Genomic DNA, 24,170 nt, shown 5'->3' on the forward strand with positions numbered 1-24,170 from the left:
CTACCGCTTGGGAGAGCAAAAACAAATGCAGTCAAAAGAGCTGCACATCTTTTTTGAGGCGGAGCAAGACTCATGGCAAAGTCAGTGGACTTTGCCGTCCGTGATGTTACGGGCGGCGTTTCTCGTGGAACGGTTGCAGGCGATGGTGCTGGCGATTTTATCCAGGTCGGGAGCGGCGACGCGGTTTCGTTGAATCTGCGCAAAACGAATATTTTGAAATATGAACGCGCTGGCGGCGATTTGCACGTCGTTCTGACCGACGGTCGCGTTGTGGATCTGGCAGGCTTTTTCGAGGCCCCTGCCAACACGCTGTATATCTCTGCCGATGGCGAGATCACGCAGGTCAATCTGGAAGATAGCGGCGACGGCGTGCTGTTTGCCAATTACTCCGAGCCGGAAATCATCGGCAAGTGGAGCCCCAATGACGAGCTGGCCTTCCTGGATGGCGACGACATTCTTGCTCCGGTCGAGGAAGATACCGCCGGTATGGCCGGCTTTGCTCCGCTGCTCGGACTTGGTCCGTTGTTGGCAGGCGGTGCGGCGGCTGCGGGCGCGGTTGCGCTGGCAAGCGGCGGTGGCGACGATGAAGGTGACGATAAAGACAAAAACACCGGTGGTAGCGACGATGGTGATGATGATGCCATCATTCCGACGGTCAATGACCCCGATGCCGATTACACGCTGACCACCAATACCGATGATCCCAAGGCCGAGGTCAGCGGTACCGGCGAGCCCGGATCGACCGTTGTTGTGACGCTGGGGGACCAGACGATCGAGACCACGGTGGACGAGAATGGCGACTGGGCCGTGACCTTCGAGGATGATACCTTCCCGTCGGATGGGGATATGACCTCGACCGTTGTGGTAACGTCGCCTGGCGGAACGGAATACACCCTTGATGGTCCGGATTTCCTGATCGACATGACGCCGCCTGCGGTCGAAGTGACCTATGGTGCGGAATCGACCTCCGATATCGAGAATCTGGCCGAATATGCGGACGGTATCTCGATTGGCGGGACGGGCGAGGCCGGGGCCTCGATTACGGTCACGATCAACGGTCAGGAACAAAGCACCACGGTTGACACCGATGGCAACTGGAGCGTGACGTTCACGCAAGACCAGCTTCCGGCGGGCGAATACTCGACGGATATGGTGGTGACCGCGACCGATGTGAACGGGAACGTCACCGTTCTTAACGATGTTCTGGTCGTCGATACCGAACTCAATGTATCCTTCTCTTCGGCCAATGTGACCGCTGACAATGTGGTCAGCGCGGCAGAAGCCTCTTCGGGCTTCACCCTTTCGGGGACGACCGATCTGGACGCGACGTCGGTCAGCGTGTCGATCAACGGCAAGATCTATGATGCAACGGTCGATGCCAGCGGAAACTGGAGCGCGGTTGTCACGGATTCGTCGCTGTCGAGCGGCAGCTATGTGGCGACCGTGACCGCAATCGATGATGCGGGCAACGTCTCCACCGCTACGAAATCCGTAACGGTGGATAGCTCGGTGTCGGTGGGCATCGACAGCACGCAGATGGGCGATAACGTGATCAGCGGCTCGGAAACCTCCGGCGTGATCCTGACGGGGACCGCAGAGGCACTGGCCACGGTCACTGTCAGCTTCGGCTCGGGCACGCGCACGGTCGTTGCCGGTGCCGATGGCTCCTGGAGCGCGAATTTCAGCGCCTCCGAAGTGCCTGCCGATAGCTCTGCCGCGACGATCAGCGTGAGCGCAACCGATGCCTATGGCAATACGGCCAGCGCAAGCCAGACGATCAAGGTGGACACCGTTCTGGATACGCTGACCGTTTCGACCAGCACGCCCAATGATGATCTGGCCGATAACGTGGTCAACGCCACCGAGCGGGCTGGCGGTCTTGTGCTGAGCGGCACGGTCGAAGTCGGGGCGCAATCGGTGACGGTGACGCTGGCGGATGGCAGCCAGATTTCGGCAACCGTGAACTCGGCGACCGGAACCTGGAGCGCGACGGTTCCGGCGGATAGCCTGCCCGAGGGTGCCGCGGCAACCGAAACCCTGACCGTGACCGCCGTGGATGCATATGGCAATAGCGGTTCGACCACGCTGGATGTCGTCTTCGATACGGTTGTCGAGAACTTCTCGGTCAACTCGGTGACGGCCGATAACACCGTGAACAGCGCCGAAGCGGCCAGCGGGTTCGCGATTTCGGGCACTGTCGAGGCAGGGTCGACCATCACCGTGACGATCACCGAAACCGGTGCGACCCAGACGGTGACGGTCGGGGCCGACGGGACGTGGACGACCACATTCGGCACCGATGATCTGCCCGCAGGCACCGGCACGGCGACCTATTCGATCACCGCGGTCGATGCACATGGCAACACGCTTGAAGGCGATACCGCGACCTCCGGCACCTTCAGCTATGACCTCGAAGCGCCCGAAGCGCCCGATGTCACCTGGTCCACCAACGGGTCGAGCACCGTGCGTGCCCTTTATACCGACTCCGATGGCGAGGCTGATAGCTACACCGTGTCGGCAATCTCCGGCGATGGGACGGTGACCGAGCTGACGCATACCGCAACCGCCGCGAATGACGGTTCGGGCGAGGACATCTATTCCTTCTCGTCGCAGGCCATGAGCACCTATTTCGCGGTGACGGATGTTGATGCGGCAGGCAATGAAAGTTCGACCCTGACCGTTTCCAGCGAAACCGAGGTCAATCTTGATCTGTCGCGCGCCGGTCTGGACCAGTTCGATTTCTCCAAGATCGACCTTGATCTGGCGGATGTGAACCTGACCATCAGCGGCGACCAGATCCAGTCCCTGACCGGTGCGGAAAACACGCTGATCATCGAGGGGGACTCCGATGATACCGTCAGTGTCTCGGGGATGACCAAATCCGACACAAGCGATATGGATGGTTACACGCTTTACACGCTCGATGACGGCGATGCGAAGCTTTATGTCGATGACAGCATCACGACCTCTGTAATCTAAGGCGGGTAGATGGCTGATATGTGCAATTCCCGGACGGTTCTCGTCCGGGCGGCACTTCTGAGTGTCGTGATGACCTCTCTTTCTGGTTGTCTGGGCGGAGGGACGCCGTTTCCCTCTGGCCGGTCTGCCTATGCGCCCTCCGAGAACGGCTTTGCCGAACAGCCTCCCGGTGTGACGGCGCAAAGCTCTGCGATTATCGGCGATCTGGCGTCCCGACGTTCTGTCCTGCCTGCGGGTGGGGCCTATGATCAGGTCGCCAAAGCGGTTCTGGGCTACCAGAAAAGTGCCGCCCAGTCCGAACTTGTCGTCAAGAAACTGACCGCTCAGGCCAAATCGAAAAACTGGCTGCCCACCCTGAAACCGGGCGTCAGCCTGACCTCGCTGGGGGATCTGGCGACGTCGATCGTTCTGGATCAGGTGCTGTTTGATAATGGCGCCAAACGGGCCGAGCGCGAATATGCCGCAGCCGATGTCGAACTGGCAGCGGTGAAGCTGTCTTCGGATTACAACGACAAGGTCTATTCGGCACTTGCCCATTATATCAAGGCCCGTCAGGCCGAAGCCGAGGGCGCTGCGGCCACGCAGGCCAGCAACAAGCTGTCAGAATATGACAATATCATGCGCCAGCGCGTGGAAGGCGGCCTGTCGGATATGTCCGAGCAGCGGGTGCTGACCCAGAAGCTGATCGATATGCAGGCCACCGAGGCCGCATTGCGCGACACCGCCCGCTCCGAGATTGCGCAGCTTGAGTCCATGACGGGCGGCGCTGCGGTGCCTGCGCGGGGAATCGATGCGCTGAATATTCCCGATCCGTTGCCCGATGCGCTGAGCGTCAAAGAAGCCGAAGGCAATCGTGGCCTGACCGTCGCCGAAGCAAAGATCAGCCGTGCGGGGCTGTTGCCGGGGTTGTCGGCCAGCGCCTCTGTCGGGAGCGGTAAACCGGATGCGGGGGTCAATCTTGGCACCAGCAGCGGGTTCGGTTTCGGCACGGGCGATCAGCTCAAGGCGCTGGATGCGGCGCGCCAATCGGCGCAGCAGCAGGTCGAACAGGCACGGCAGGAAGCCTATCAGGATGTGGTGACGCTGAAATCCAAGCTGACGGCTGCAGAGGCGAAGCAGGGGCGGGATGCCAATGTGGTTGCCGAAATGGAAAAGAGCCTTGCGCTTTACACCGAGCAGTACCGTCTGGGCGGGCGCAGCCTGATGGAGCTTGTTAACCAATTTGAAAATTATGCCGAGATGCGGCAGGACTTGGCTGGACAAAAGTACGATATCGCCCTGATAAGGCTAGAAATCGCACGCCGGTACGGGCTCCTTGTCGACGGGAGCGTCATTTAGCAGGGTAGAGAGTTTTGGCAGAGCGCATCATAGCATTCGACATCAATGCGTCCCATATCAGTGGGGCGAATGGTGAGCTGCGCTCTGCCGCTGGCGACCCTAAACTTCCGGTTGCGAAGCCGCCCGCCGGTCAGAGAACCTCGGATCGTGCCCGCGCCCGTGCCGAGCTGGCCGCGCTTTATGCCGGACTTCTCGGGGCCGATATTCCGGCCATCGACATTCTCGAACAGATGCTACGCGCGGTGGGCGAGGCGACGGCGGCGCTGACCGGCGATGCCAAGGAGGCCGCCGAGATCAAGCCCGAGCATATTGCGGCTGTTCTGCGGGTGGCGGGGCTTGTGTCTTCGGTCGAGAAGATCCCCTCGATCACGCCCGATCAATGGCCCGCACTGGCGCAGATGAGCAATGGCCAGATGGTTCTGGTCATCGGGCAGGATGGCCAGACGCTGTTCGTCTATGACAAAACCTGTAAGGACCAGCGCGCCGAAGTGCCGGTGGGCGAATTTGTCAGCTTCTTTACCGGCACCGTGATCCGTGCGCGGACCTCGCTTAAGCAGCTTGAGGACCGCCACAAGATTTCGTCCGAGCGCGAGCACTGGTTCTGGGGGGCGTTCCATAAACAGCGCCGTGCTTTTGTCGAGGTGGCGGTCGGGTCGCTTTTCGCGAACCTTCTGGCGGTGGCCGTGGCGCTGTTCAGCCTGCAGGTCTATGACCGTGTGATCCCGCACCAGTCGACGGCCACGCTTTGGGTTCTGGCTCTGGGCGCGTTTCTGGCGCTTGGTCTCGAGATGGCGTTGAAAGTCGCGCGCTCGGGCTTGATGGATATGGCAGGTCGCAAGATCGAGCTATCGGTCCAGCAATTGCTGATGGAACGGCTGCTGGGCATGAAGGTCGCGCCGGGTAAACGCTCGCCCAGCCAGCTTTTCTCGGCCATGCGCGAGTTTTCCTCGGTCCGCGAGTTTTTCACTGCCTCGACCATCGGCACGCTGGCGGACGTGCCTTTCGTGTTCGTTTTCCTGTTTCTGGTGGCCTCTATCGGCGGCTCGCTGATCTGGGTTCTTCTGGCGGGGGCGGTCCTGATGGTGCTGCCGGGGCTGTTGTTCCAGCGCAAGATGATCCGCCTGACCGAAGCAACCCAAGGCGCCTCGGTGCGCGCGTCCCGTCTGCTGCACGAAGCGATCTACGAGCATGAAACCGTGGCCACTTCACGCGGGGCGGATCGGTTCAAACGGATCTGGGAAGAGCTGATCACCCTGTCGGCGATCAAATCCTCCGAACAGCGCAAGCTGGCCGCGGCCCTGACCTATTGGGCGCAGATGGTCCAGCAGGGCACCTATATCACCGCCGTGGTGATCGGGACCTATAAGGTGTTTTCGGGCGATTTTACGGTCGGGTCGATCATTGCCATCGGGATCCTGACCTCGCGCACACTGTCGCCCCTGACCCAGCTTGCAGGCACGCTGTCACGCTGGTCGAATGTCAAACATGCGCTGGACGGGCTGGATGCGATCATCGAATCCGATCAGGCGCAGGCCGATGACCGTTCCTATCTGCGCACCGAGCAGGTGCGGGGCGAATACGAGATGCGCCATGTGAATTTCCAATATGATCAGGACAGCTCCCTGACGCTGGATATTCCCAACCTGAAGATCCCTCCGGGGCAGAAGGTTGCCGTGCTGGGCACTAACGGGTCCGGCAAGTCGACGCTCCTGAAGCTGATGGCGGGGCTTTATGATCCGCAAGCGGGGCGGATTTTGCTGGACGGGATCGATATCGGCCAGCTCCATCCGCGCGATCTGCGCCGCTCTCTGGGCTATCTCAGTCAGGATGTCCGGTTGTTTGCGGGGTCCTTGCGGGAAAACCTGAACCTGACCCAGCTGGAACGCGATGATGCCCGCCTCTATGAGGCGCTGGATTTTGCAGGGCTTGGGCCGTTTGTGCGTAGCCATCCGAAGGGGCTGGACCTGACCCTGCGCGATGGTGGCGAGGGGCTGTCTGTCGGGCAGCGCCAATCCATTGGCTGGGCGCGGCTCTGGTTGCAGGATCCGTCGGTGGTCATTCTTGACGAGCCGACCTCGGCCTTGGACACGACGCTGGAGGCCACATTGGTCAGCCGCTTGCAATCGTGGCTGGAAGGTCGCACTGCGATCATCGCGACGCACCGCGTGCCGATCCTGTCTTTGACCTCGCGCACCCTGATCCTGCAGAATGGAAAACTGGCAGTGGACGGCCCGCGTGATGCGGTTCTGGCCCACCTCACCAAAGCGAAAACCGGAACCTGACATGGCCACGATCGACCCCAGTGTGATCCTTACCCGCACCAAACGGATGAGCATGACTGTCTGGCTGGTCGGGATCGCACTTGCGATCTTTCTGCTTTGGGCTTCAATGGCTTGGGTTGACCAGATTGTGCGCGGTCCGGGGGAGATCGTGTCGTCGTCGCGCCCGCAGATCATCCAGAACCTCGAGGGTGGAATTCTGGCAGAGCTGGATGTGGCCGAGGGGGATCATGTCGAGGCGGGGCAGGTGCTGGCGAAGCTGTATGCCACGCAATACCAGACCCAGACCGATGATTTGCGGGACCAGATCGCGGGGCTTGAAATCCGCCAGATGCGGCTTGAAGCCGAGATGAAAGATACGCTGATTTTCAACCCGACCAGAGAGCAGATCCGCCTTGTGCCCGATATCATCGCCTCGGAATCGGGGCTGCTTGAGGCGCGGCTGGAAGATTATCACGCCCGTGTGTCGGGGGCGAAAGCCGTGGTTGCACAGGCAAAGGCAGAGCGTGACCTTGTTGAACGCATGTATGAAAAGCAGGTTGCACCACTGATCGAGGTAACCAAATCGCGCAAGGCCTTCGAGGATGCACAGAACCAGCTCAATGAAATCATTACCAAAACCGAGCTGGATCGGGCCTCCGATTATTCGGATACGCTGAACAAGCTGGGCACCCTGCGTCAGCAACTCAAACTTTCGGAAGATCAACTGGGCCGCACCACTTTGGTGGCCCCGATGCGGGGGATCATCAACCAGCTATCGGTCACCACGATCGGCGGTGTCGTTCAGCCGGGCCAGCAGATCATGCAGATCATTCCCGAGGGCGAAGAGTTGTATATCGACGCCCAGATCGCACCGAAAGATATTGCGAATGTTCGTGCGGGGCAGGATGCCACGATCAAGCTTTCGGCCTATGATTACACGATCTATGGCAGCCTGACCGGTAAGGTGGTTGTGGTCTCTGCCGATACGTTCAAAGACGAGAAAGACCCAAATGCGCAGCCACATTACGAGGTTACGTTGAGTGTGGACCTGTCTGATCTGACAGAGCGCCAGCGCAATCTGGAAATCCGTCCCGGCATGCAGGCGACGGTGGAGTTGCATACCGGCGAGAAGACCATTCTGCAGTATCTGCTCAAGCCGCTCTACAAATCCCGCGAGGCCCTGCGCGAACCGTAAGCCTCCGCGCGAAGGGTCAGTCCGCGTTCCGCTTCGCGCCGTTGAATTCGAAGAAAACGGCAGAGACATCATCTGTCAGATTGCCATCGGCGTAATTCTCGACCTCCCAGTAAAGCGCATCAAGGAAGCCGTTGCCGTTGAGATTGGAGAGCGTCTTCAGCATGCTGTCGAGCCCGTTCTCCATAAGCAACTGGCCGTCATGCGCGGTTGCTTCCGTGATGCCATCCGACATCAGAATCAACCTTTCGCCGGGTTCGAGCACGGTCGAGAACGTCTCATATTGGGCTTCCTCGATCAGCCCCACAGGCAGGCCGCCCTGTCCCAGAAGCTCTATCGTGCCATCAATGCGTTGCTTGACGGGATGTGGATGCCCGCCCTGCACCATCAGAACCTCGCCCGAGACCAGATCCACATCGGCATAGACCATCGTGAAATAGCTCTCGGTCTGCATTTCATCCAGAACGAGTTTGTTGAGATAGGTCGCCAGCTCGCCCGGGTCCATGCCTTCGTAGATCCCGAAATCCGAGAGGACCAAGGCGATGTTCTGATCGGGCGAAGAGCCCGAAAGATACCCCGCAAGCCGCGCGGTCATCAGGGCCGATGTAATACCGTGGCCGGAGACATCGATGCCATAAAGCCCGACACGCCGCGCATTGATCGGGAAAAAGCCTACAAGATCACCGCCCACCTGACCGCAGGGCCGGAGCATGAGCGTTACCTCCGAGCTGCCGAAGCTCCGGTATCTTTCTTTGACAAGGCTTTGCTGGAGCTGCCGTGCCTCGGATAGATCGCGCCGAATACCTTCATGTACGGTTTTCAGCTCATCCAGCGTCGAACTCAGAAGCTGGTTCTTTCGCGTCAGTTCGCGCTCCATACGCAAGATCCGGTCACCGGCCTGCAGGCGTGCGCGCAACTCGTTCCCGTTGACCGGCTTGGCCAGAAAATCATCGGCCCCGCTTTGCAGACCCAGTGCCACTTCGGCTTTTTCCGATTTGGATGTCAGCAGAATGAAATAGCCATAACCTGCCCGCGGCATTTCACGGAATTTACGGCAGAATTCCACACCGGACATGCCGGTCATCATCCAGTCGGAGATGACGATATCCGGCTCGAACTGCTGGCAAATCTCAAGCGCCTCTTCGGCAGAGGCGGCTTCGGTGACATCATAGCCGGACCGTGAAAGCTGCGCCGATAGAATACGACGCTGCATTTTGCTGTCATCGACAACAAGCACGCTGCGGCGCGCATTCTCGTCCGGCGTTTGGGTGGCCGGCGAAAGCTTATACAGAGGATCCTGCAAGCCGATTCCGCTCCTCGTGACACTACTGATGGCCATCTTTGGCGCAGCCACTCTTAATTTGGCGTAAATCCCAGTAAGTTTCCGCGCTTAAGTTTTTGGCAAGTTTTCTTGCCTAGCCTTGTCGCTGGTGGTGTTGCCCTTTGGTGGAGGTTCAGATGATCGATTGGGATCGGGTTGCCGAGTTGCAATCCGAAATTGGGGCAGATGGCTTCGGTGAAGTCGTCGAGCTCTTTATGGACGAAGTCGAGGGTGTGGTCATGCGTTTGGGGACCCGTCCCGAAAAGCTGGAAGAAGATTTGCACTTCCTCAAAGGCTCTGCGTGGAATCTCGGCTTCCGTGCTTTTGGCGTGATGTGCCAAGAGGGCGAACGGCTTTCTGCGGCAGGCCGGTCGTCCGAAGTGGATGTCTCCGCGATTCTCGATATCTATGCGGCGTCCAAAAAAGATTTCATGGCCCGCGTGGGCGAGTTCCTCAGCGCGGCCTGATATCGTCAGCCCCCCACCAATCAGCGGATCGGTGGGGGGCGTTCGCGTCAGATCAGAAACTCGGCCAAAATGGCATCTTCTGTAATATCGCGATATGTAAAGCCGGCCTGATCAAGCTGCTGGGTCAATTTGCCGAAGCTCGTCGGATCGCGCGTTTCGATGCCAATCAGCACCGAACCGAAATTGCGGGCCGATTTCTTCAGATATTCGAAGCGGGCGATATCGTCCTGCGGACCAAGCATCTGCAGAAAATCTTTGAGCGCGCCCGGACGTTGCGGCATACGCAGAATGAAATATTTCTTCAGTCCCGAATAGCGCTGCGCCCGTTCCTTGACATCGGGCAGACGTTCAAAGTCGAAATTCCCTCCGGAAACGATACAGACCACAGTCTTGCCGGCAATTTCGTCGCGCATGTCCTGTAGCATGTCGATCGACATCGCTCCCGCAGGTTCCAACACGATGCCTTCGACATTGAGAAGCTCCAGCATGGTTCGGCAGATCCGGTTTTCAGGCGCGCCGAACACATGATCTGCGGGGACGTCGCGCAGGGCTTCGAAAGGGGTCTGGCCAATCCGCGCCACAGCCGCGCCGTCTACGAAACTGTCGACATGGGGCAGGGTGACCAGTTCACCGGCTTCCAAGGCGGCATGGAGGCTCCGCCCGCCCATAGGTTCGACATAGCGGAATTGCGTTTTGGGGCTGGCGGCCCCGAGATAGCGCGTGACACCGGCTGACAGCCCGCCGCCGCCCACCGGAATGGTGACGAAATCCGGCGCGCGCCCAAGCTGGTCCAGCAGTTCCACGGCCACGGTCGCCTGACCTTCGATCACATCGCTATTGTCGAAAGGCGCCAAGAAATGCGCGCCTGCCTCTGCACAGAAAGCTTGGCTGGCCGCCAGAGTGTCGTCGAAATAATCCCCCGTCAGCACGATTTCGACGTTATCCCCGCCAAAGCTGCGGGTTTTATCGATCTTCTGCTGCGGCGTTGTCACCGGCATGAAAATTGTGCCCCTGACCCCGAAGTGACGGCAGGCATAGGCCAGACCCTGCGCATGGTTGCCAGCGCTGGCGCAAACGAAATGATCCGCGCTCGGGTCGGCCAAGCGCAATTTGCGCATCGCGGTGAAGGCTCCGCGCAGCTTGTAGCTGCGCACGGGCGTCAGATCTTCGCGCTTGAGCCAGATATCCGCCCCGTAGCGCTCGGACAGGAAGTCGTTCCGCAGCAGGGGCGTCGGCTCGAAAAGGTCGCGCAGCGCGCGGGCGGAGGCTTGGGCGTTCAGGGCAAAATCTGTCATGGCTCATGGAATACGCATGGTTGAAAAAGGCGCAAGTCAAATAACGCGATTGCGCAGGCAGAGCTGTTGATAGGCGGCCGTCGTCACTGCAAGGAAGAGAATGGTCGAGCAACCGATGGTAAGGTTGTAAAGCAAAATATGGAGAACCAATGCAATCTCATCCGGAAGCGCCACTGTCAGGAGCGCCAATAGACTCATCGGGATAGCCAGAAAATTATTGGCAAGTGCAAGGGTTAGAGCAAGGCCGATCATCAGAAAGGGTGTGCGCTTCATGATCTGTATGCCCGCCAAGAGGGAGTGATCGGTTTTGCCGATTGCTCTGCCAGCTAGTGGAATGAAAAGGGCAAAGATCACGCCACTTACAGCCAGAATGAGGCAAAAGGTCAGTGGAAAGCCAATTGGCGTTCGAATCGTGCCCATGCCGAGGAGTACAGTGACAGCTACGAAAGCAGCAGAGGTCAGGGTAAGGGTGATGACCCTCCCACATTGTGCCAGCACATCCTTTTGGCGTGGTTGTGACATGACCACCCCTTCCAGAGCCAGTTTTGGCAGTGCAAGCGAAACATGAGTATAGGCCAGAAGTAAAAGGACAATCGTATAAAAGCCCGCCATATACTGGGCGGTCAGGCTGGCTGGTGCAGAGCCATGCGGGAGGTAGAAGATCGTCTCACTGATCACGGCTATCAGACAAAGAATAGCCGGCCATTTGAGGATGGATCTGTAGTTGCGATAGAGGCTTGCAAGGAAGTGCAGCGACAATTTCAGGATCGATATATACATGAACGAGCTTCTTGGCAGATAAAATTTCAGGGGCGCTTTAGTCGATTGGATATTGGGCAGGCCGGATCCGGATCACAGAATGAAACGCGCTAAAAGCCATCGGCCCCTTGTAGCACAGAAAAAAACGCTCTATCCCCACGTCAAAATCTGTTCCTCGGGAGATGTCAATGTCCGCGCCCAAGAAAGTCGTGCTCGCCTATTCCGGCGGCCTCGATACCTCGATCATCCTCAAATGGCTGCAAACCGAATATGGCTGTGAGGTCGTCACCTTCACCGCCGATCTGGGGCAGGGCGAAGAGCTGGACCCCGCACGCAAGAAGGCCGAGATGCTGGGCATCAAGCCGGAAAACATCTTCATCGAAGACGTGCGCGAAGAATTCGTGCGTGATTTCGTCTTCCCGATGTTCCGCGCCAATGCCGTTTACGAAGGTCTCTACCTGCTGGGCACCTCGATCGCGCGTCCGCTGATCTCCAAGCGTCTGGTGGAAATCGCCAAGGCAACCGGTGCCGATGCCGTGGCGCATGGCGCGACCGGCAAGGGCAACGATCAGGTCCGTTTCGAGCTGGCCGCCTATGCGCTTGATCCCTCGATCAAGGTGATCGCGCCTTGGCGTGAATGGGACCTGCATTCGCGGACCGCACTTCTGGACTTCGCCGAGAAGAACCAGATCCCGATTGCCAAAGACAAGCGTGGCGAGGCTCCCTTCTCGGTGGATGCGAACCTGCTGCACACCTCTTCCGAGGGCAAGGTTCTGGAAAATCCGGGCGATATGGCGCCCGATTACGTCTACCAGCGCACCGATGATCCGGTTCTCGACGCGCCGAACGAGCCTGAATATATCGAGATCGGGTTCGAGAAGGGCGATGCCGTCTCGATCAATGGCGAGGCGATGAGCCCGGCTTCGATCCTGACCAAGCTGAACGAGCTGGGCAAGAAGCACGGCATTGGTCGTCTGGACTTCGTGGAAAACCGCTTCGTCGGTATGAAATCGCGCGGCGTCTACGAGACCCCCGGCGGCACCATTCTTCTGGAAGCACACCGCGGCATCGAGCAGATTACGCTGGATTCCGGTGCGGGTCACCTGAAGGATTCGATCATGCCGCGCTATGCCGAGCTGATCTATAACGGCTTCTGGTTCTCGCCCGAGCGTGAGGCGCTGCAGGCGCTGATCGACAAGACGCAGGAATATGTCACCGGCACCGTGAAGCTGATGCTGTTCAAGGGCGCGGCCCGCACCGTGGCGCGCTGGTCGGAGTATTCGCTCTATTCCGAGAAGCACGTGACCTTCGAGGAAGATGCAGGCGCCTATGACCAGAAGGACGCGGCGGGCTTCATCAACCTGAACGCCCTGCGTCTGAAGCTGATCGCGACCCGCAACGCGCGCGTGGCAAAATGAGCAAATCGCAGCCCCATGCCGCCATTGTCACCGTATCCGACCGCGCCTTTGCGGGGGACTACGAGGACAAGGGCGGTCCGGGCTGCGAAGACTGGCTTGGCGGCGTGGTGACCTCGCCGCTAAGCATCTCGCGCCATATCATCCCCGACGGGCGCGAAAGCGTGGCCGAAAAGCTGCGCGAACTGGTGGGCCAAGAGGCCGATCTGATCCTTGTCACCGGCGGCACCGGCCCTGCGCCCCGCGACCAGACGCCCGAGGGCGTGGCCGATGTGATGGAAAAGGAACTGCTGGGTTTTGGCGAGGAAATGCGTCGCGCCTCGCTGGAAGAAGTGCCCACGGCCATTCTGTCGCGCCAGACTGCGGGCATTGCAGGGAAATCGCTGATCATTACGCTGCCGGGGAAGCCCTCAGCCATAGCGACCTGCCTCAACCGCGTTTTCGCCGCTGTGCCCTATTGCCTTGATCTGATCGAGGCGGGATATATCGAGACAGACCCCGCCAAGATCAAAGCCTTCCGCCCGAAGGCGAAGTAATCAGCGCGCTTTTTCCACCGCAGCTTTCCAGAAGTCCGGATCGTCATAGATAGTCGGATCGGTTACGCCCGCCAGATCGAAGGCTTCGCGCCGCTCGACGCAGGTGCCGCAGCGCCCGCAGTGGTTTTCCCCGCCCTTATAACAGGACCAGGTCTGGGCGAAATCTGTGCCCAGCCGTGCGCCTTCCTCGATAATCGCCGATTTCGGCACGCGAACAAAGGGTGTGAAAAGCGACACATCGGCATAGCCATCCAGCGCCTGTTTCTGCATCGCCTCGAAGGCCTCGGTAAAGGCGGGGCGGCAGTCGGGATAGATGAAATGGTCGCCGCCATGCACGGCTGTTGCCACCGCATCGGCGCCACGGGCCGCCGCAATCCCGAAAGCGATGGTCAGCATGATCGCATTACGGTTCGGGACGACGGTGATGCGCATCGTCTCTTCGGCGTAATGGCCATCGGGCACATCCACATCATCGGTCAGCGCCGATCCGGTCAGCGAAGCCCCGATGCCGCGCATATCGATGATGTCATGTTTGACGCCAAGACGCTGGGCCGCGCAGGCGGCGAAATCCAGTTCCTTGCGGTGACGCTGGCCGTAGTCAAAGGACACCAGCCCGACAAGGCTGTGTTCGGCGGCGATCTTATCGGCCAGAGTGACGGAATCGAGGCCGCCGGAACAGATGACGATGGTTTTCATGAAAGCTTCCCTGTTTTGATGCATCCGGGTGGGCTGCGACCGGAGATCAGGGTTTAGCGCGGAAGCTGCGCCAAACCAAGGGGCCTTGCACGGTGTTATTCGGTGATCTTGGTGGCCATAAGCCGTTCCGCCTGACTTTCAGGCAGGCCATCGGCCAGCACCAGCCCCCATAGCAGAAGCGGAATCGCCACAATCCCGCCTACCGGTCCCCAGAGCCAGATCCCGAAGATCAGCGAGAGAAAGACCAGCAGCGGATTCAGGCGCATATGTTTGCCAACGAGTGCAGGCGTCACAAACTGGCCCTCCATCGCGTTCAGGCTGGCGTAAAGGATTGCGGGCAGAAGTGAATAGAAGCCGTCGAAGGCCGCGACGCCTGCAAAGACCAAGGCCACGATCAGACAGGCCGGACCGATATAGAGCACGAAGTTGATAAGAAACGCGACAAGCCCCCAGAGCATCGCACCGGGCATGCCAAGCGCAGTCAGAACAAGCCCTGTTGCCAGCCCCAGGCCCGCATTGATCAGGGTAATGGTCAGGAAGTAACGCGACACCTTGCGTTCTGCCGCGCGCAGACGTTTGGCCGTTGTTGCGCGGTCCGCCGGTTCCGACAGATGGCGCGCGACCCAAGCGTAGACTTCGCTGCGAGTCAGCAGAAAAAAGAAGAGCGTGCCGATAAACACCAGAAACTGTGCGAACATCGAAGGGGCCAGCATCAGCGCATCCGAGAGCGTCGGCATTTGCACCCCGCCACCATCTTCTCCGGTCTTGGCCGCAGAATCGCTGACCGCTTCCTGAATGCGGTCGCTCATGGAGTTGAGATTGGAGATGGCGCTTTTATAGCTGTCGATGGTCGAGCGCATATCCTGCCAGACCTTCGGGGCCTGATCCACGATCTGATAGACCAGAGGCTGGAAAATCAGGACAATCATCGCCACGATCAGCAATGAGAAGATTAGCGAAGTCAGCGCCCCCCAGACGGGCGAGAACCCCATTTTCTCCCATGTGTCGGAAACGGGTGAAAGAACGATGCCCGCGACCAGTGCAAGGATCATCGGGGCAAAGATGCTTTCCACCTGTACGAGCGCGAAGACAACGCCGACCGCCCCTAAAAAGATGACGGCAATACGTGACAGGGTCTCTAGGCGACTCATGAAAGATATCCTCTGTTTCGCGCCCAACGTCTGAATTTTCGCCTTTGTTCCTGCGGAAGGCATAAATTTCACAACAGGTTATTCGGATTTCAGAAAATCAAAAAAGCCGGAGTTTCCTCCGGCTTTCCTGCATGCATTTCTCTGTCGCTTAATGCGCCACACCATTGGTCTGAAGATGGCTGCGCAGGTTTTTCACCGAAGCGCTGGCCTCTTTGGAGAATTCTTCCGCAAGACGGTCTCCAAGGTCCGACCCTTCCTTCTCGGCGCTGCGCGCAACGTCGCGCGCGGCATCAAGCGCTTCTTTCTTCACGCGGGCCGCAAGCTCTTCGGCGCGTTTTTTCTCTTCGCGATAGAACGACATCGCCTCTTCCTTGGCGCGGTCGATATAGGGGCCTGCTGCCGTATTGCGCAGCTTGTCCTTGGGCATTGCGGCAAGAACGGCAGCGCCCACGGCAAGGCCCAGCACCGCGATGACCACCGGATGGTCGGACACGAACTGGCGCGTCTCGGTTGCGGCGCGGGTGCCGTATTCCTGCGCCTTGAGCTTGGCGGCATAAGCGCGCTCGCGGGCTTCGATCACATGTTTGCGGGCCTCCGCAGACAGGTCTTCGAGATCCTTGGACAGTTTCGTGCGCACATCGCCCGAGAATTTCGAGATCATATCGGCGCGTTCCTTTACGAAATCGCGGCCCGATTGGGCATTGTCCTCGGCTTCGCTTTCCAGTTCGCGCAGACGCAGCGTGGCGCTGGCCCGCAGGCGGTCGATCTCTTCCGACCAGTCATTGGCCGCGCTTTCGGCTGCCGCTGCAACAGAGCCGGTTTCCGCAGTTTCCGCACCGTTTTTGCGGCCTAGAAGGAACCATGCCAGACCTGCGCCCGCCAAGGCAAAGGCCACCGGATTCTCGCGGATGGTCGCTTCGGCGCGTTTGGCATAGGGGGTCGCGTTTTCACGAATGAAGTCAGACACATGCTCGGCCAGAAGACCCGGTGCAACGCGGCCCGTTAGATCGGCCAGCGTACCGGCCAGATCGGCCTTGTCTTTGTTCAGGCGGTTTTCGATTTCCTTGATGGTGGCTTTCTCGCTCATTTCAGGCTCTCCTTGAGATTCTGCAGATCGGCAGAGATTTTGGTGATGATTGTTTGCGGGGTCGCCGCAGCACGGCGCAGCAGCACAAAGGCCCGCAGCGCCAGAAGTCCTCCAAGAAGCATCAATAGAACGGTGGTGATCAGGGCCGCCCAGACGGGGGCAAGCCCCGCAGCCTGAAGCGCATAGACCAGCGTTTGCGAAAGGGCCGCAAGCAGGGCGATAGCCGTTGCAAGGGCGATACCCAGACATACTGCCGCAACACGCAGATTGGCCCCCGCCTGCGCGATCTCGGCACGGGCAAAGGCCATCTCATCCCGCCCGAGTTGACGGCCCTTTTCAAAGGCACGCAGCGCCGTATCGGTCAGGCCGGTGTCGGGGCTGGTCGTATGTTCGGGGTGATGTTCGTTCATAATTTACTCTTTGGTCGTCTTGGGGGCGAGGCGAAGTCGGCTGACCCGCATCTGGCAGCTAAACGCCCGATCTCGGGGAAGGTTCCCAAGGCGCGACGGGGGTTGCGTCTTTTTGTCGGGCCTCGCGCGGTAGGGAAAAGTCGGGAAAAACGGGAACGGGCCGAAATCCGGGAACTGGAGCGGGCGCGCGCAAACGCCGCTCGGGGCGTTCGGGTTCCCGTTGGATTTTGCAATCTTTTCGCGGAACCTCCGAGCAAAATGCAACGTTGACCTGCCAGAACGCAAGATGATTGCCAGAAACAACCGATGGAGGTTCCTATGCTTGGCTGGGCTCTTACATTTCTTATTATCGCACTGATCGCCGCCGCTCTTGGTTTCGGGGGCATTGCCGGTGCATCCGCAGGGATCGCGCAGATCCTGTTCGTGATCTTCCTGATCCTGTTCGTGGTGGCTATGGTGGCCCGCGCGATCCGCGGCAAACCGCCGGTCTGATCGGAACGAAATACGCATAATGCAAAAAGGCCGCATCTCTACAGGTGCGGCCTTTTTCGCATGAACCGGGCCTGAAACCGGTCCTTGGTTGGGTTTTTGCGAAAATTGCTCTAGGTAATGACCCGCCCTGATCGGGATTTCTCCCGATCACGAACGACGACGTTCAAGAAACGCAATGCTTGGGTGGCACGTCCCCCGAGCCCGAAACAGGGAGAACGACGTGCATTCACTTGTGCGCAAACTCGGTTTGCGAACCGATCCTTATATATTCTTCATCTCGGCACTCTTCATGGTTGCCTTTGTCATCCTGCTGGTGATCGCGCCGGGTCCGATTGGCGATGCCTTCGCTGCCGGACGCGAATGGATCACCGTCAATCTTGGCTGGTTTTTCATCCTCGGCGTCAATGTCTGGCTGGGATTTCTGATCTGGGCGGCGATGTCGCGTCATGGTCATATCCGGCTGGGGCCGCGCGATTCCCGTCCCGAATATTCCAATCTGAGCTGGTTCACGATGCTGTTTGCCGGTGGGATCGGCACCGTGCTGATGTTCTGGGGCGTGGCCGAACCGATCAGCCATTTCTCGAAACCACCGTTGCCGGGGGTCGAACCCTATAGCACGCAGGCCGCGCAGGACGCGATGTCGATTGCGATCTACCATCTGGGCCTGCACACTTGGACGATTTTCACACTTCCCGGTCTGGCCTTCGCCTATTTCATCAATCGCTACGACCTGCCGATCCGTGTCAGTTCGGTGTTCTATCCCCTTCTGAAAGAGCGGATTTACGGCCCTTGGGGGAAGGCGATCGATATTGCCGCGATCCTCGGGACGCTCTTTGGCGTGGCGGTCTCGCTAGGGCTGGGGTCAAGCCAGATCGCGGCGGGGCTGTCGGCCCTGTTCGGGTTGCGCGATGACACGGTGCTCAAGGTCATCATTCTGACCGTCCTGACAGGGGTCGCCGTTGGCTCGATCACCGCAGGGCTCGATAAGGGGGTGAAGTTCCTCTCGAACCTCAATATCGGTATGGCCGTGGCGCTGATGGTGTTTGTGCTGGTGACCGGCTCGACGCTGTTCCTGCTGCGGGGCGTGGTGGAAACCTTCGGGCTGTATTTCGAAAATCTGCCGCGTCTGGCCTTCTGGAACGACATGCTGGCCGATGAGAATCCCGCAACTCCGAGCTGGGGCTGGCAGGGAAGCTGGACTGTCTTCTATTGGGCATGGACAGTGACCTGGTCGCCCTTCATCGGACTGTTCGTCGCGCGGATCTCGCGTGGGCGTACGATCCGCGAATTCGTTTTCGGTGTGCTGGCCGCCCCTTCGCTTTTCACCCTGATCTGGTTTGCGATCTTTGGCTGGCAGGCGATGGATTTCGACGGTATCGGCCCTGCCGCCCGTGCGGCGATGGGGGATCAGGCCGGTCAGATCAGTGCGGCTGTCGCCCAAAGCGTGCCCTTGGCGATGTTCGCCTTTTTCGAGCACTTCCCGTGGGCCGGTTTTTTACAGGGCTTCGGCGTGGTGATCGTGGCGATCTTTTTTGCCACCTCGGCGGATTCGGCCTCTTTGGTGGTGGACATGCTGTGCACCGGCACCCCCGAGCCGGGGCCTGTGCCGCAGCGTGTGTTCTGGGGGGTCGCGCAGGGGCTGGTGGCCGTTATGCTGATCGTTCTGGCCGGTGATGCCGGTCTGACCGCGCTGCAGCAGGTTATCACCGTGGTCGGTCTGCCGATCTTCATTCTGGTCTCCATGATGATCCCGTCGCTGATCCGCGGCTTTGCGGCGGAGGATATCGACCATGTGACAATCGGCAAGCGCCCCCGACTGTCCGAATTCGACTGACACGACACCAGACACAGGAAGGGGCGCCGGACTGCGCCCCTTGCCCGTTTGCAGTGTTCCAGAAGCTATCCCGTATAGCACAGCGGCCCTACGGTGCGTCCGCACGGGGCATTGCAAATGAAAAAGACCCGCTCGAAATGAAAAAGACCCGCAAGGGGTCTTTGTTTCATGAAGAGCATCCGGTCGGGCGGCTGTGCGGCCGGCTTACTCGGCGAGGTCGGGCTCTTGTTCGCCGTCCAGAAAATGGCGTAGCGCCTCTTCAAGCTGATGCCCCCAGACAGGTTTTTCACAGAAAATGGCACCGGGGAAGCGCGTCTCGATTTCTTCGGCGCGGCTGTGACCGGATTGAAAAACCAGACTGGTGCCGCATTCCTGTAGGCGCTTGGCCAGAGGGAACACCTCGCCATCGCGCAACTGTACGTCAAGGATCGCTACATCCGGGCGCTCCTTGATGATCATTGTCCGTGCCTCCGAGCGGGAAGCGCAGGGGCCTATCACCCGATAGCCCATATCCCCGACCATCATCTCGAGATCCATTGCGACAATGGGCTCGTCTTCGCAGATCAGGACAGTTTTTTGTACATGCTCGTTAGTCTGACAGCCCATAGCTTAGCCTAGTGGTTCGTTTCTCTTCGCTCGTTTCGACCTCGATATCGCCGTGGAGTTGCGCGGCGGAAAGTTTGATCAGGGTCGATCCGAACCCGCTTCCAATCGTCGATTCACCAGGGATAACGCGGTTGGAATAGAGTTCGTTCCACTCAAGAATCAATTTGTTTTTGGGCGCAACCGTCCAGCTTACCTGAAGTGTGCCTTCCGTTGGTCCCAGAACCCCATATTTCGCGGCATTGGTTGCTAATTCGTGGAAAAGCAGGGACAGGGCGTTGATTTCTTTCGTCTGGACATAGACCTCCGGACCGTCAATCCGGATTTCGGCCTGTTTCTCGTAGGGCTCCAGCGCCACTTTCACCACTTCGCGCAGCATCAGGCCGCGACCGGTATCCCCCGACTGGGTCAGTGAATGCGACCGTGCAAGGGCGGCGATGCGCTGTTCCAGCTCGGTGGTGAATTCCTTGACCGAGCCTGCCTTGCGCCCCGCGATGCGCGTCATTCCCGAAATGATGGAGAACATGTTTTTTACGCGGTGGTTCATTTCCCGCAGCATGGTCTCGCGGATCTGCATCGCCTCTTGCGCATCGGTCACATCGAAGATCACCCCGACACGGCGGCCCAGAGCGTCATGCGACAGGCGGCGCCCGACGATTTTCAGCGTGGGTGGCGAGAGGTCCTTGGTGTCCAGACGGATCGCGATATCCATATTGCCTTCGGGGCCAGCCATCTGCCGCAGGCCGTCGCGCAGGATCTCGCGGTCGTCGCGCAGAACATGGCGCAGCAGGGTGCGGGGCTTCGACAGATCGTCGTTTTCGTCAAGCCGGAACAGTGACCGGCAACGCGCGTCCATATCCAGCGTATTGGCGCGGCGGTCATATTCCCAGACACCCAGCCCCGCGACCTCAAGGGCCAGCTTCAGCCGCTCGCCCTCGCGGGCCAGTTCCTGTTCCAGCGTCAGGGCCTGCGAGATATCGGTGAAAACCAGCGTTGCGCCGTCAATCTCGCCGCTGCGGATACGGTAGGGGTTGATCACCAAAGACCATGTCTTGTCGCTTTCGCGCTGGGTGATGGTCAGTTGCTGGACCTGCTGACGGGCAATCACCTGCCGTGTCGCCTCGAAAATCTCGGTGTTTTCGTTGAGATAGCTTGTCACATCGGTCAGCGGACGCCCGCGATCGCCGTGGCGGAACGGATAGAGCGTCAGGATCGATTCCGTGTAATTGCGGATATGCAGGCGCTGGTCCACCACGATCAGGGGCAGGGCGGTGGAGGCGAAGAAGTTCTGCAAATCGGCATTGGCCACGGACAGCTCTTCGATCTTGTTCTTCAACTCGTCATTGACGGTCGAGAGCTCCTCGTTTGTCGATTGCAGCTCCTCGTTCATCGACATCATTTCTTCATTCGAGCTTTTCAGCTCTTCATTGGCGGTCTCGAGCTCCTCGACGGTGGTGTGCAGGCGGGCGCGGGTTGCGCGAAGCTCTTCCTCAAGACTTTGCACATGGCTGTCCGAAGGTTCGACCTCGTCGAAATCGTGATCCTCGATCGGTGTGAACCGCGCCGCATCGCGGAACACCAGCAGGATCGACCGGTCCGGCAGGGGCTCGGCCAGCAGCTCCAGTTTCTGGACGCCGAATTCGGAATGCGCGGACAGGTCGCGATTGACCGATTTGCGCCCGGTCTCGGCCACATGGCGGATCGCGGCCGAAATGGCTTCCTTCAGGCCGGGGCGGGCCACCGACTGCGCATGGCGCACATGGGTATCAAGCAGATCGATATCGAGATATTTGCTCAGCTTGCCGCTGGTCTTCAGGATCTTGCCCGAACGGTCCACTACCATTGCAGGGTTGGCATAGGCGTTCAGCAGCCGCGCTTCGGCCTCTGTGGTGCTGGTGCGCGGCATATTGGGGCTGTCATCCTTCTCGCCCAGGTGGATCCGGCTGGTCTGCTGTTGATCGGCCTGTCCCTTGATCAGCAGCGGATAGGACGAGCGGCTGTCGTCGCGGGTGAAAATCCGCGCGGAGGCCGCCGTGGGGATGAAATGCTTGTCATACTGGCCCACCGTTTCTGACGGACCCAGGAACAATGTGCCCCCCGGACGCAGCGCGAAATGGAAGATCGGCATCACCTCGGCCTGCAACTTGTCGCCGAAATAGATCAGCAGATTGCGGCAGGAGAGCAGGTCGATATTCGAGAATGGCGGATCGCGCACAACGCTATGCAGAGAAAACCGCACACGGTCGCGCAGATGCGAGACAATCTGGAATTTCCCGTCACGCCCGACGGTATAAAGGTCGCGGAACGGTTCGGGGATGTCGGCCAGCGCGGCTTGCGGATAGGTGCCCTGACGCGCGATACGCAGCATCTGTTCGTCGATATCGGTGGCAAAGATCTGTAATTGCTGATGATGGCCGACACGCTGCTGCGCATCATGGAACAGCATGGCCATCGAATAGGCCTCTTCGCCGCTGGAACAGCCGGGGATCCAGACGCGGATCTCGTCGCGTGTGCTTTCCTGAACCAGAGGCTCGATCACCCGCTGGCGTAGGGCTTCGAACTGCTCGGGGTCGCGGAAGAAGCGGGTGACGTTGATCAGCAGCTCGCGGAACAGCTTGTCGCATTCGTTCGCGTCCACCCGCAGGCGGCGCAGGTAGTCAAGCGCATCGCTCAGTCCCAGAACACGGATGCGGCGCTCGATCCGGCGGGTCAGTGTCGAGATCTTGTAGAGCGCGAAATCATGCCCCGATGTTTTGCGGACGACAGCACAGATATCGGGCACCAGCGCTTCGATGGACTGGCCCAGCTGGACATCGTCCAGTTGCAGCGAGCTATGGGAATAGAACTGGCTTATGGTCTCGATGATCCGGCCCGGCGCGCGGATGAAATCGACAAGCCCCGTCGCCTTGGCCGACATCGGCATGCCATCATAGCGCGCGGTTTCGGGGTCCTGCGCAACGCACAGCCCGCCGAATTCCTTGATGGCGCGCAAACCGGCGCTGCCATCGGCCCCCGTGCCGGACAGAATGACACAGGCCGCATAGCGCCCCTGATCGCGTGCGAGGCTTTCAAAGAAATCGTCGATCGGACGGCGCAACCCGCGGGGCTGCTCGAAATCGGTCAGATGCAACACGCGGTTCTCGACCGAGAGCCCGTGTCCCGGCGGGATGATATAGACGCGTCCGCGTTCGATCCGCACCCCATCGGTGGCTTGGGTCACCTGCAGCGCGGTCTGCCGCCCCAGAAGCTCGGCCAGCAGGCTCTCGTGATTGGGGTCGAGATGCTGGATCACCACATAGGCGAAATTGGCATCGGGCGTGGCCTGCGCCAGCATCTCGCGGATGGCCTCGAGGCCGCCGGCCGAGGCACCGATGCCCACCACGCAAATCCGGTTTGTATCAACTTCGTCCATTGGGTCTTAAGTCCTGGGAACGCTTAAACGTGCAATAAGGGTAATAGAATCCGCAATCAGCTGCGCCGAGCTGATCATCGCCAGCCCGTATTCCTTGGCGATCTTGTCAATATCCGAGATGTTGCGCGCCAATGTCGCATCATTGGCATCCAGCCGTGCGCGGTCCAGAACCGGCGACATATCGAACTGCGAGGCCAGTATATAGCGCGTCACCCCTTCCTCGTCGCGCAGCCGCGACATGAAGACAAGGTTATGGAAGCGCGATCCATCCTTGCGGTAGTTCAGAATATGGAACCGTCCACTGTCGCGCAGGTCATCATGAATGAACTTGCTCAGCTCGGCCTTATCCGCCGCATCGCTGTCATCCCCCTGCAGGAACCGGCAATTACGTCCGAGCACGTCCTGTGTCTCGTAGCCGGTAAGGTCGAGGAAGGCATGATTGACCAGACAAAGCGGCACATCCTCGTTCATCTCAGAAAGCGCCAGCGCAATGCGGCTCCGCTCGAAATAACGTTCGAGCGCGGGGGGGAGATCGCTGGGGTCAGCGCTGGGGGCGTCTATCTGGTTCATAGGACCACAATGTGCATCGCGGAGCGGCGTTGGCAAGCCACGACTGGAAGAAGCCCGAAGGCAATCCTGTAGGGGGCTGTGGGGAAGGACATGCTTCTTCAGGGTGTCTGGGGTTTGAGGGGGCGTTCAGGAGCGCTTTGAGGTGGGTTTATTTTCGTGTTGGGGCGGGTGATTCCTGTGGTTTTGGGTGTGTTGGGGATTGGCGTCATAAAACTGTTCGAAATATATACTTTAATTTCAGTTGTTTAGTTGATTTTTTTGGTTTTTGGTCTGTTTTTGTGAAAAAAGGGGTTGCGGGTTGTGGGTGTTCTCCGTAAATACCGCTTCACCGCAGCGGCAGACGACGCAGCGG

Annotated in this window: 19 protein-coding genes; 9 read left to right on the top strand and 10 right to left on the bottom strand. The window is 59.3% G+C overall.

The features are described 5' to 3' along the window. Window positions 1–72: 72 nt before the first annotated feature. The 4 genes from AC2ISB_RS12930 (at window position 73) to AC2ISB_RS12945 (ending at window position 7,773) form a co-directional block, all read left to right on the top strand. Window positions 73–2,979, top strand: a complete 2,907-nt coding sequence (locus AC2ISB_RS12930) for an Ig-like domain-containing protein (RefSeq protein ID WP_486575333.1) — start codon at window positions 73–75, stop codon at window positions 2,977–2,979. 69 nt (window positions 2,980–3,048) lie between these two features. Beyond that, window positions 3,049–4,317, top strand: coding sequence for a TolC family protein (locus AC2ISB_RS12935; RefSeq protein WP_486575335.1), 1,269 nt, complete (start codon window positions 3,049–3,051; stop codon window positions 4,315–4,317). Window positions 4,318–4,331: 14 nt separating this feature from the next. Next, window positions 4,332–6,599: an ATP-binding cassette domain-containing protein gene (locus AC2ISB_RS12940; protein ID WP_486575336.1), complete on the top strand. Its 2,268-nt coding sequence runs from the start codon at window positions 4,332–4,334 to the stop codon at window positions 6,597–6,599. A 1-nt stretch (window position 6,600) separates the two neighbouring features. Next, the gene (locus AC2ISB_RS12945) at window positions 6,601–7,773 is read left to right on the top strand and encodes an HlyD family type I secretion periplasmic adaptor subunit (RefSeq protein WP_339108652.1); all 1,173 of its coding nucleotides are present in this window, start codon (window positions 6,601–6,603) and stop codon (window positions 7,771–7,773) included. Between the two features lie 16 nt (window positions 7,774–7,789). On the opposite strand, the gene AC2ISB_RS12950 is transcribed toward AC2ISB_RS12945, so the two are convergent. After that, the gene (locus AC2ISB_RS12950) at window positions 7,790–9,073 is read right to left on the bottom strand and encodes a PP2C family protein-serine/threonine phosphatase (protein WP_339108653.1); all 1,284 of its coding nucleotides are present in this window, start codon (window positions 9,071–9,073) and stop codon (window positions 7,790–7,792) included. Between the two features lie 155 nt (window positions 9,074–9,228). Between AC2ISB_RS12950 and AC2ISB_RS12955 the strand changes: the two genes are divergently transcribed. Beyond that, on the top strand, window positions 9,229–9,558 hold the full coding sequence (locus AC2ISB_RS12955; RefSeq protein WP_339108654.1) for an Hpt domain-containing protein: 330 nt from the start codon (window positions 9,229–9,231) through the stop codon (window positions 9,556–9,558). Window positions 9,559–9,605: 47 nt separating this feature from the next. Here AC2ISB_RS12955 and ilvA read toward each other — a convergent pair whose 3' ends face one another. After that, a complete protein-coding gene (gene ilvA / locus AC2ISB_RS12960) occupies window positions 9,606–10,853 on the bottom strand; it encodes a threonine ammonia-lyase IlvA (protein ID WP_339108655.1) in 1,248 nt (415 codons plus the stop codon). Window positions 10,854–10,889: 36 nt separating this feature from the next. Continuing rightward, entirely contained in the window at window positions 10,890–11,633 is a 744-nt protein-coding gene (locus tag AC2ISB_RS12965; protein WP_486575339.1) for a hypothetical protein, read from the bottom strand. A 167-nt stretch (window positions 11,634–11,800) separates the two neighbouring features. Here AC2ISB_RS12965 and AC2ISB_RS12970 point away from each other — a divergent pair, with 167 nt between their 5' ends. Beyond that, window positions 11,801–13,030 carry an argininosuccinate synthase gene (locus AC2ISB_RS12970; protein ID WP_406721535.1) on the top strand — a complete coding sequence of 410 codons (1,230 nt, stop codon included), beginning with the start codon at window positions 11,801–11,803 and terminating at the stop codon, window positions 13,028–13,030. Continuing rightward, window positions 13,027–13,563: a molybdopterin adenylyltransferase gene (gene mog, locus AC2ISB_RS12975; RefSeq protein ID WP_486575341.1), complete on the top strand. Its 537-nt coding sequence runs from the start codon at window positions 13,027–13,029 to the stop codon at window positions 13,561–13,563. The genes AC2ISB_RS12970 and mog overlap by 4 nt, the downstream gene beginning before the upstream one ends. On the opposite strand, the gene queC is transcribed toward mog, so the two are convergent. The 4 genes from queC to AC2ISB_RS12995 form a co-directional block, all read right to left on the bottom strand. Then, window positions 13,564–14,259 carry a 7-cyano-7-deazaguanine synthase QueC gene (gene queC, locus AC2ISB_RS12980; RefSeq protein WP_486575342.1) on the bottom strand — a complete coding sequence of 232 codons (696 nt, stop codon included), beginning with the start codon at window positions 14,257–14,259 and terminating at the stop codon, window positions 13,564–13,566. A 95-nt stretch (window positions 14,260–14,354) separates the two neighbouring features. Next, window positions 14,355–15,410 (bottom strand): AI-2E family transporter, encoded by a 1,056-nt coding sequence (locus AC2ISB_RS12985; protein ID WP_339108660.1) that lies wholly within the window; start codon window positions 15,408–15,410, stop codon window positions 14,355–14,357. Window positions 15,411–15,558: 148 nt separating this feature from the next. Beyond that, a complete protein-coding gene (locus AC2ISB_RS12990) occupies window positions 15,559–16,497 on the bottom strand; it encodes a hypothetical protein (protein WP_486575344.1) in 939 nt (312 codons plus the stop codon). Continuing rightward, the gene (locus tag AC2ISB_RS12995; RefSeq protein WP_339108662.1) at window positions 16,494–16,907 is read right to left on the bottom strand and encodes a phage holin family protein; all 414 of its coding nucleotides are present in this window, start codon (window positions 16,905–16,907) and stop codon (window positions 16,494–16,496) included. Before AC2ISB_RS12995 ends, AC2ISB_RS12990 begins: the two co-directional genes overlap by 4 nt. Before the next feature lie 318 nt (window positions 16,908–17,225). Here AC2ISB_RS12995 and AC2ISB_RS13000 point away from each other — a divergent pair, with 318 nt between their 5' ends. Then, window positions 17,226–17,399 (top strand): DUF1328 domain-containing protein, encoded by a 174-nt coding sequence (locus AC2ISB_RS13000; RefSeq protein ID WP_339108663.1) that lies wholly within the window; start codon window positions 17,226–17,228, stop codon window positions 17,397–17,399. A gap of 175 nt (window positions 17,400–17,574) precedes the next feature. Further along, window positions 17,575–19,233, top strand: coding sequence for a BCCT family transporter (locus tag AC2ISB_RS13005; RefSeq protein ID WP_486575346.1), 1,659 nt, complete (start codon window positions 17,575–17,577; stop codon window positions 19,231–19,233). A gap of 204 nt (window positions 19,234–19,437) precedes the next feature. Here the strand turns inward: AC2ISB_RS13005 and AC2ISB_RS13010 are convergent, their stop codons facing one another. The 3 genes from AC2ISB_RS13010 to AC2ISB_RS13020 are packed head-to-tail and all read right to left on the bottom strand — an operon-like array spanning window position 19,438 to window position 23,818. Beyond that, entirely contained in the window at window positions 19,438–19,839 is a 402-nt protein-coding gene (locus AC2ISB_RS13010; protein WP_339108665.1) for a response regulator, read from the bottom strand. Next, window positions 19,823–23,248 carry a chemotaxis protein CheB gene (locus tag AC2ISB_RS13015; protein ID WP_486575348.1) on the bottom strand — a complete coding sequence of 1,142 codons (3,426 nt, stop codon included), beginning with the start codon at window positions 23,246–23,248 and terminating at the stop codon, window positions 19,823–19,825. The genes AC2ISB_RS13010 and AC2ISB_RS13015 overlap by 17 nt, the downstream gene beginning before the upstream one ends. 6 nt (window positions 23,249–23,254) lie before the next feature. Next, on the bottom strand, window positions 23,255–23,818 hold the full coding sequence (locus AC2ISB_RS13020; RefSeq protein WP_339108667.1) for a PAS domain-containing protein: 564 nt from the start codon (window positions 23,816–23,818) through the stop codon (window positions 23,255–23,257). Between the last annotated feature and the right edge of the window lie 352 nt (window positions 23,819–24,170).

The organism is Thioclava sp. NS-SX20, from assembly GCF_057380695.1.

Excerpts from the sequence above, each read along its gene's own strand:
- AC2ISB_RS12990 (WP_486575344.1), bottom strand. The coding sequence starts at position 16,497 with ATGAGCGAGAAAGCCACCATCAAGGAAATCGAAAACCGCCTGAACAAA.
- AC2ISB_RS13010 (WP_339108665.1), bottom strand. The coding sequence starts at position 19,839 with ATGGGCTGTCAGACTAACGAGCATGTACAAAAAACTGTCCTGATCTGC.
- ilvA (WP_339108655.1), bottom strand. The coding sequence starts at position 10,853 with ATGACAGATTTTGCCCTGAACGCCCAAGCCTCCGCCCGCGCGCTGCGC.
- queC (WP_486575342.1), bottom strand. The coding sequence starts at position 14,259 with ATGAAAACCATCGTCATCTGTTCCGGCGGCCTCGATTCCGTCACTCTG.
- AC2ISB_RS13015 (WP_486575348.1), bottom strand. The coding sequence starts at position 23,248 with ATGGACGAAGTTGATACAAACCGGATTTGCGTGGTGGGCATCGGTGCC.
- AC2ISB_RS12965 (WP_486575339.1), bottom strand. The coding sequence starts at position 11,633 with ATGTATATATCGATCCTGAAATTGTCGCTGCACTTCCTTGCAAGCCTC.
- mog (WP_486575341.1), top strand. The coding sequence starts at position 13,027 with ATGAGCAAATCGCAGCCCCATGCCGCCATTGTCACCGTATCCGACCGC.
- AC2ISB_RS12970 (WP_406721535.1), top strand. The coding sequence starts at position 11,801 with ATGTCCGCGCCCAAGAAAGTCGTGCTCGCCTATTCCGGCGGCCTCGAT.
- AC2ISB_RS12935 (WP_486575335.1), top strand. The coding sequence starts at position 3,049 with ATGACCTCTCTTTCTGGTTGTCTGGGCGGAGGGACGCCGTTTCCCTCT.
- AC2ISB_RS13000 (WP_339108663.1), top strand. The coding sequence starts at position 17,226 with ATGCTTGGCTGGGCTCTTACATTTCTTATTATCGCACTGATCGCCGCC.
- AC2ISB_RS12985 (WP_339108660.1), bottom strand. The coding sequence starts at position 15,410 with ATGAGTCGCCTAGAGACCCTGTCACGTATTGCCGTCATCTTTTTAGGG.
- AC2ISB_RS13020 (WP_339108667.1), bottom strand. The coding sequence starts at position 23,818 with ATGAACCAGATAGACGCCCCCAGCGCTGACCCCAGCGATCTCCCCCCC.
- AC2ISB_RS12995 (WP_339108662.1), bottom strand. The coding sequence starts at position 16,907 with ATGAACGAACATCACCCCGAACATACGACCAGCCCCGACACCGGCCTG.
- AC2ISB_RS13005 (WP_486575346.1), top strand. The coding sequence starts at position 17,575 with ATGCTTGGGTGGCACGTCCCCCGAGCCCGAAACAGGGAGAACGACGTG.
- AC2ISB_RS12955 (WP_339108654.1), top strand. The coding sequence starts at position 9,229 with ATGATCGATTGGGATCGGGTTGCCGAGTTGCAATCCGAAATTGGGGCA.
- AC2ISB_RS12945 (WP_339108652.1), top strand. The coding sequence starts at position 6,601 with ATGGCCACGATCGACCCCAGTGTGATCCTTACCCGCACCAAACGGATG.
- AC2ISB_RS12930 (WP_486575333.1), top strand. The coding sequence starts at position 73 with ATGGCAAAGTCAGTGGACTTTGCCGTCCGTGATGTTACGGGCGGCGTT.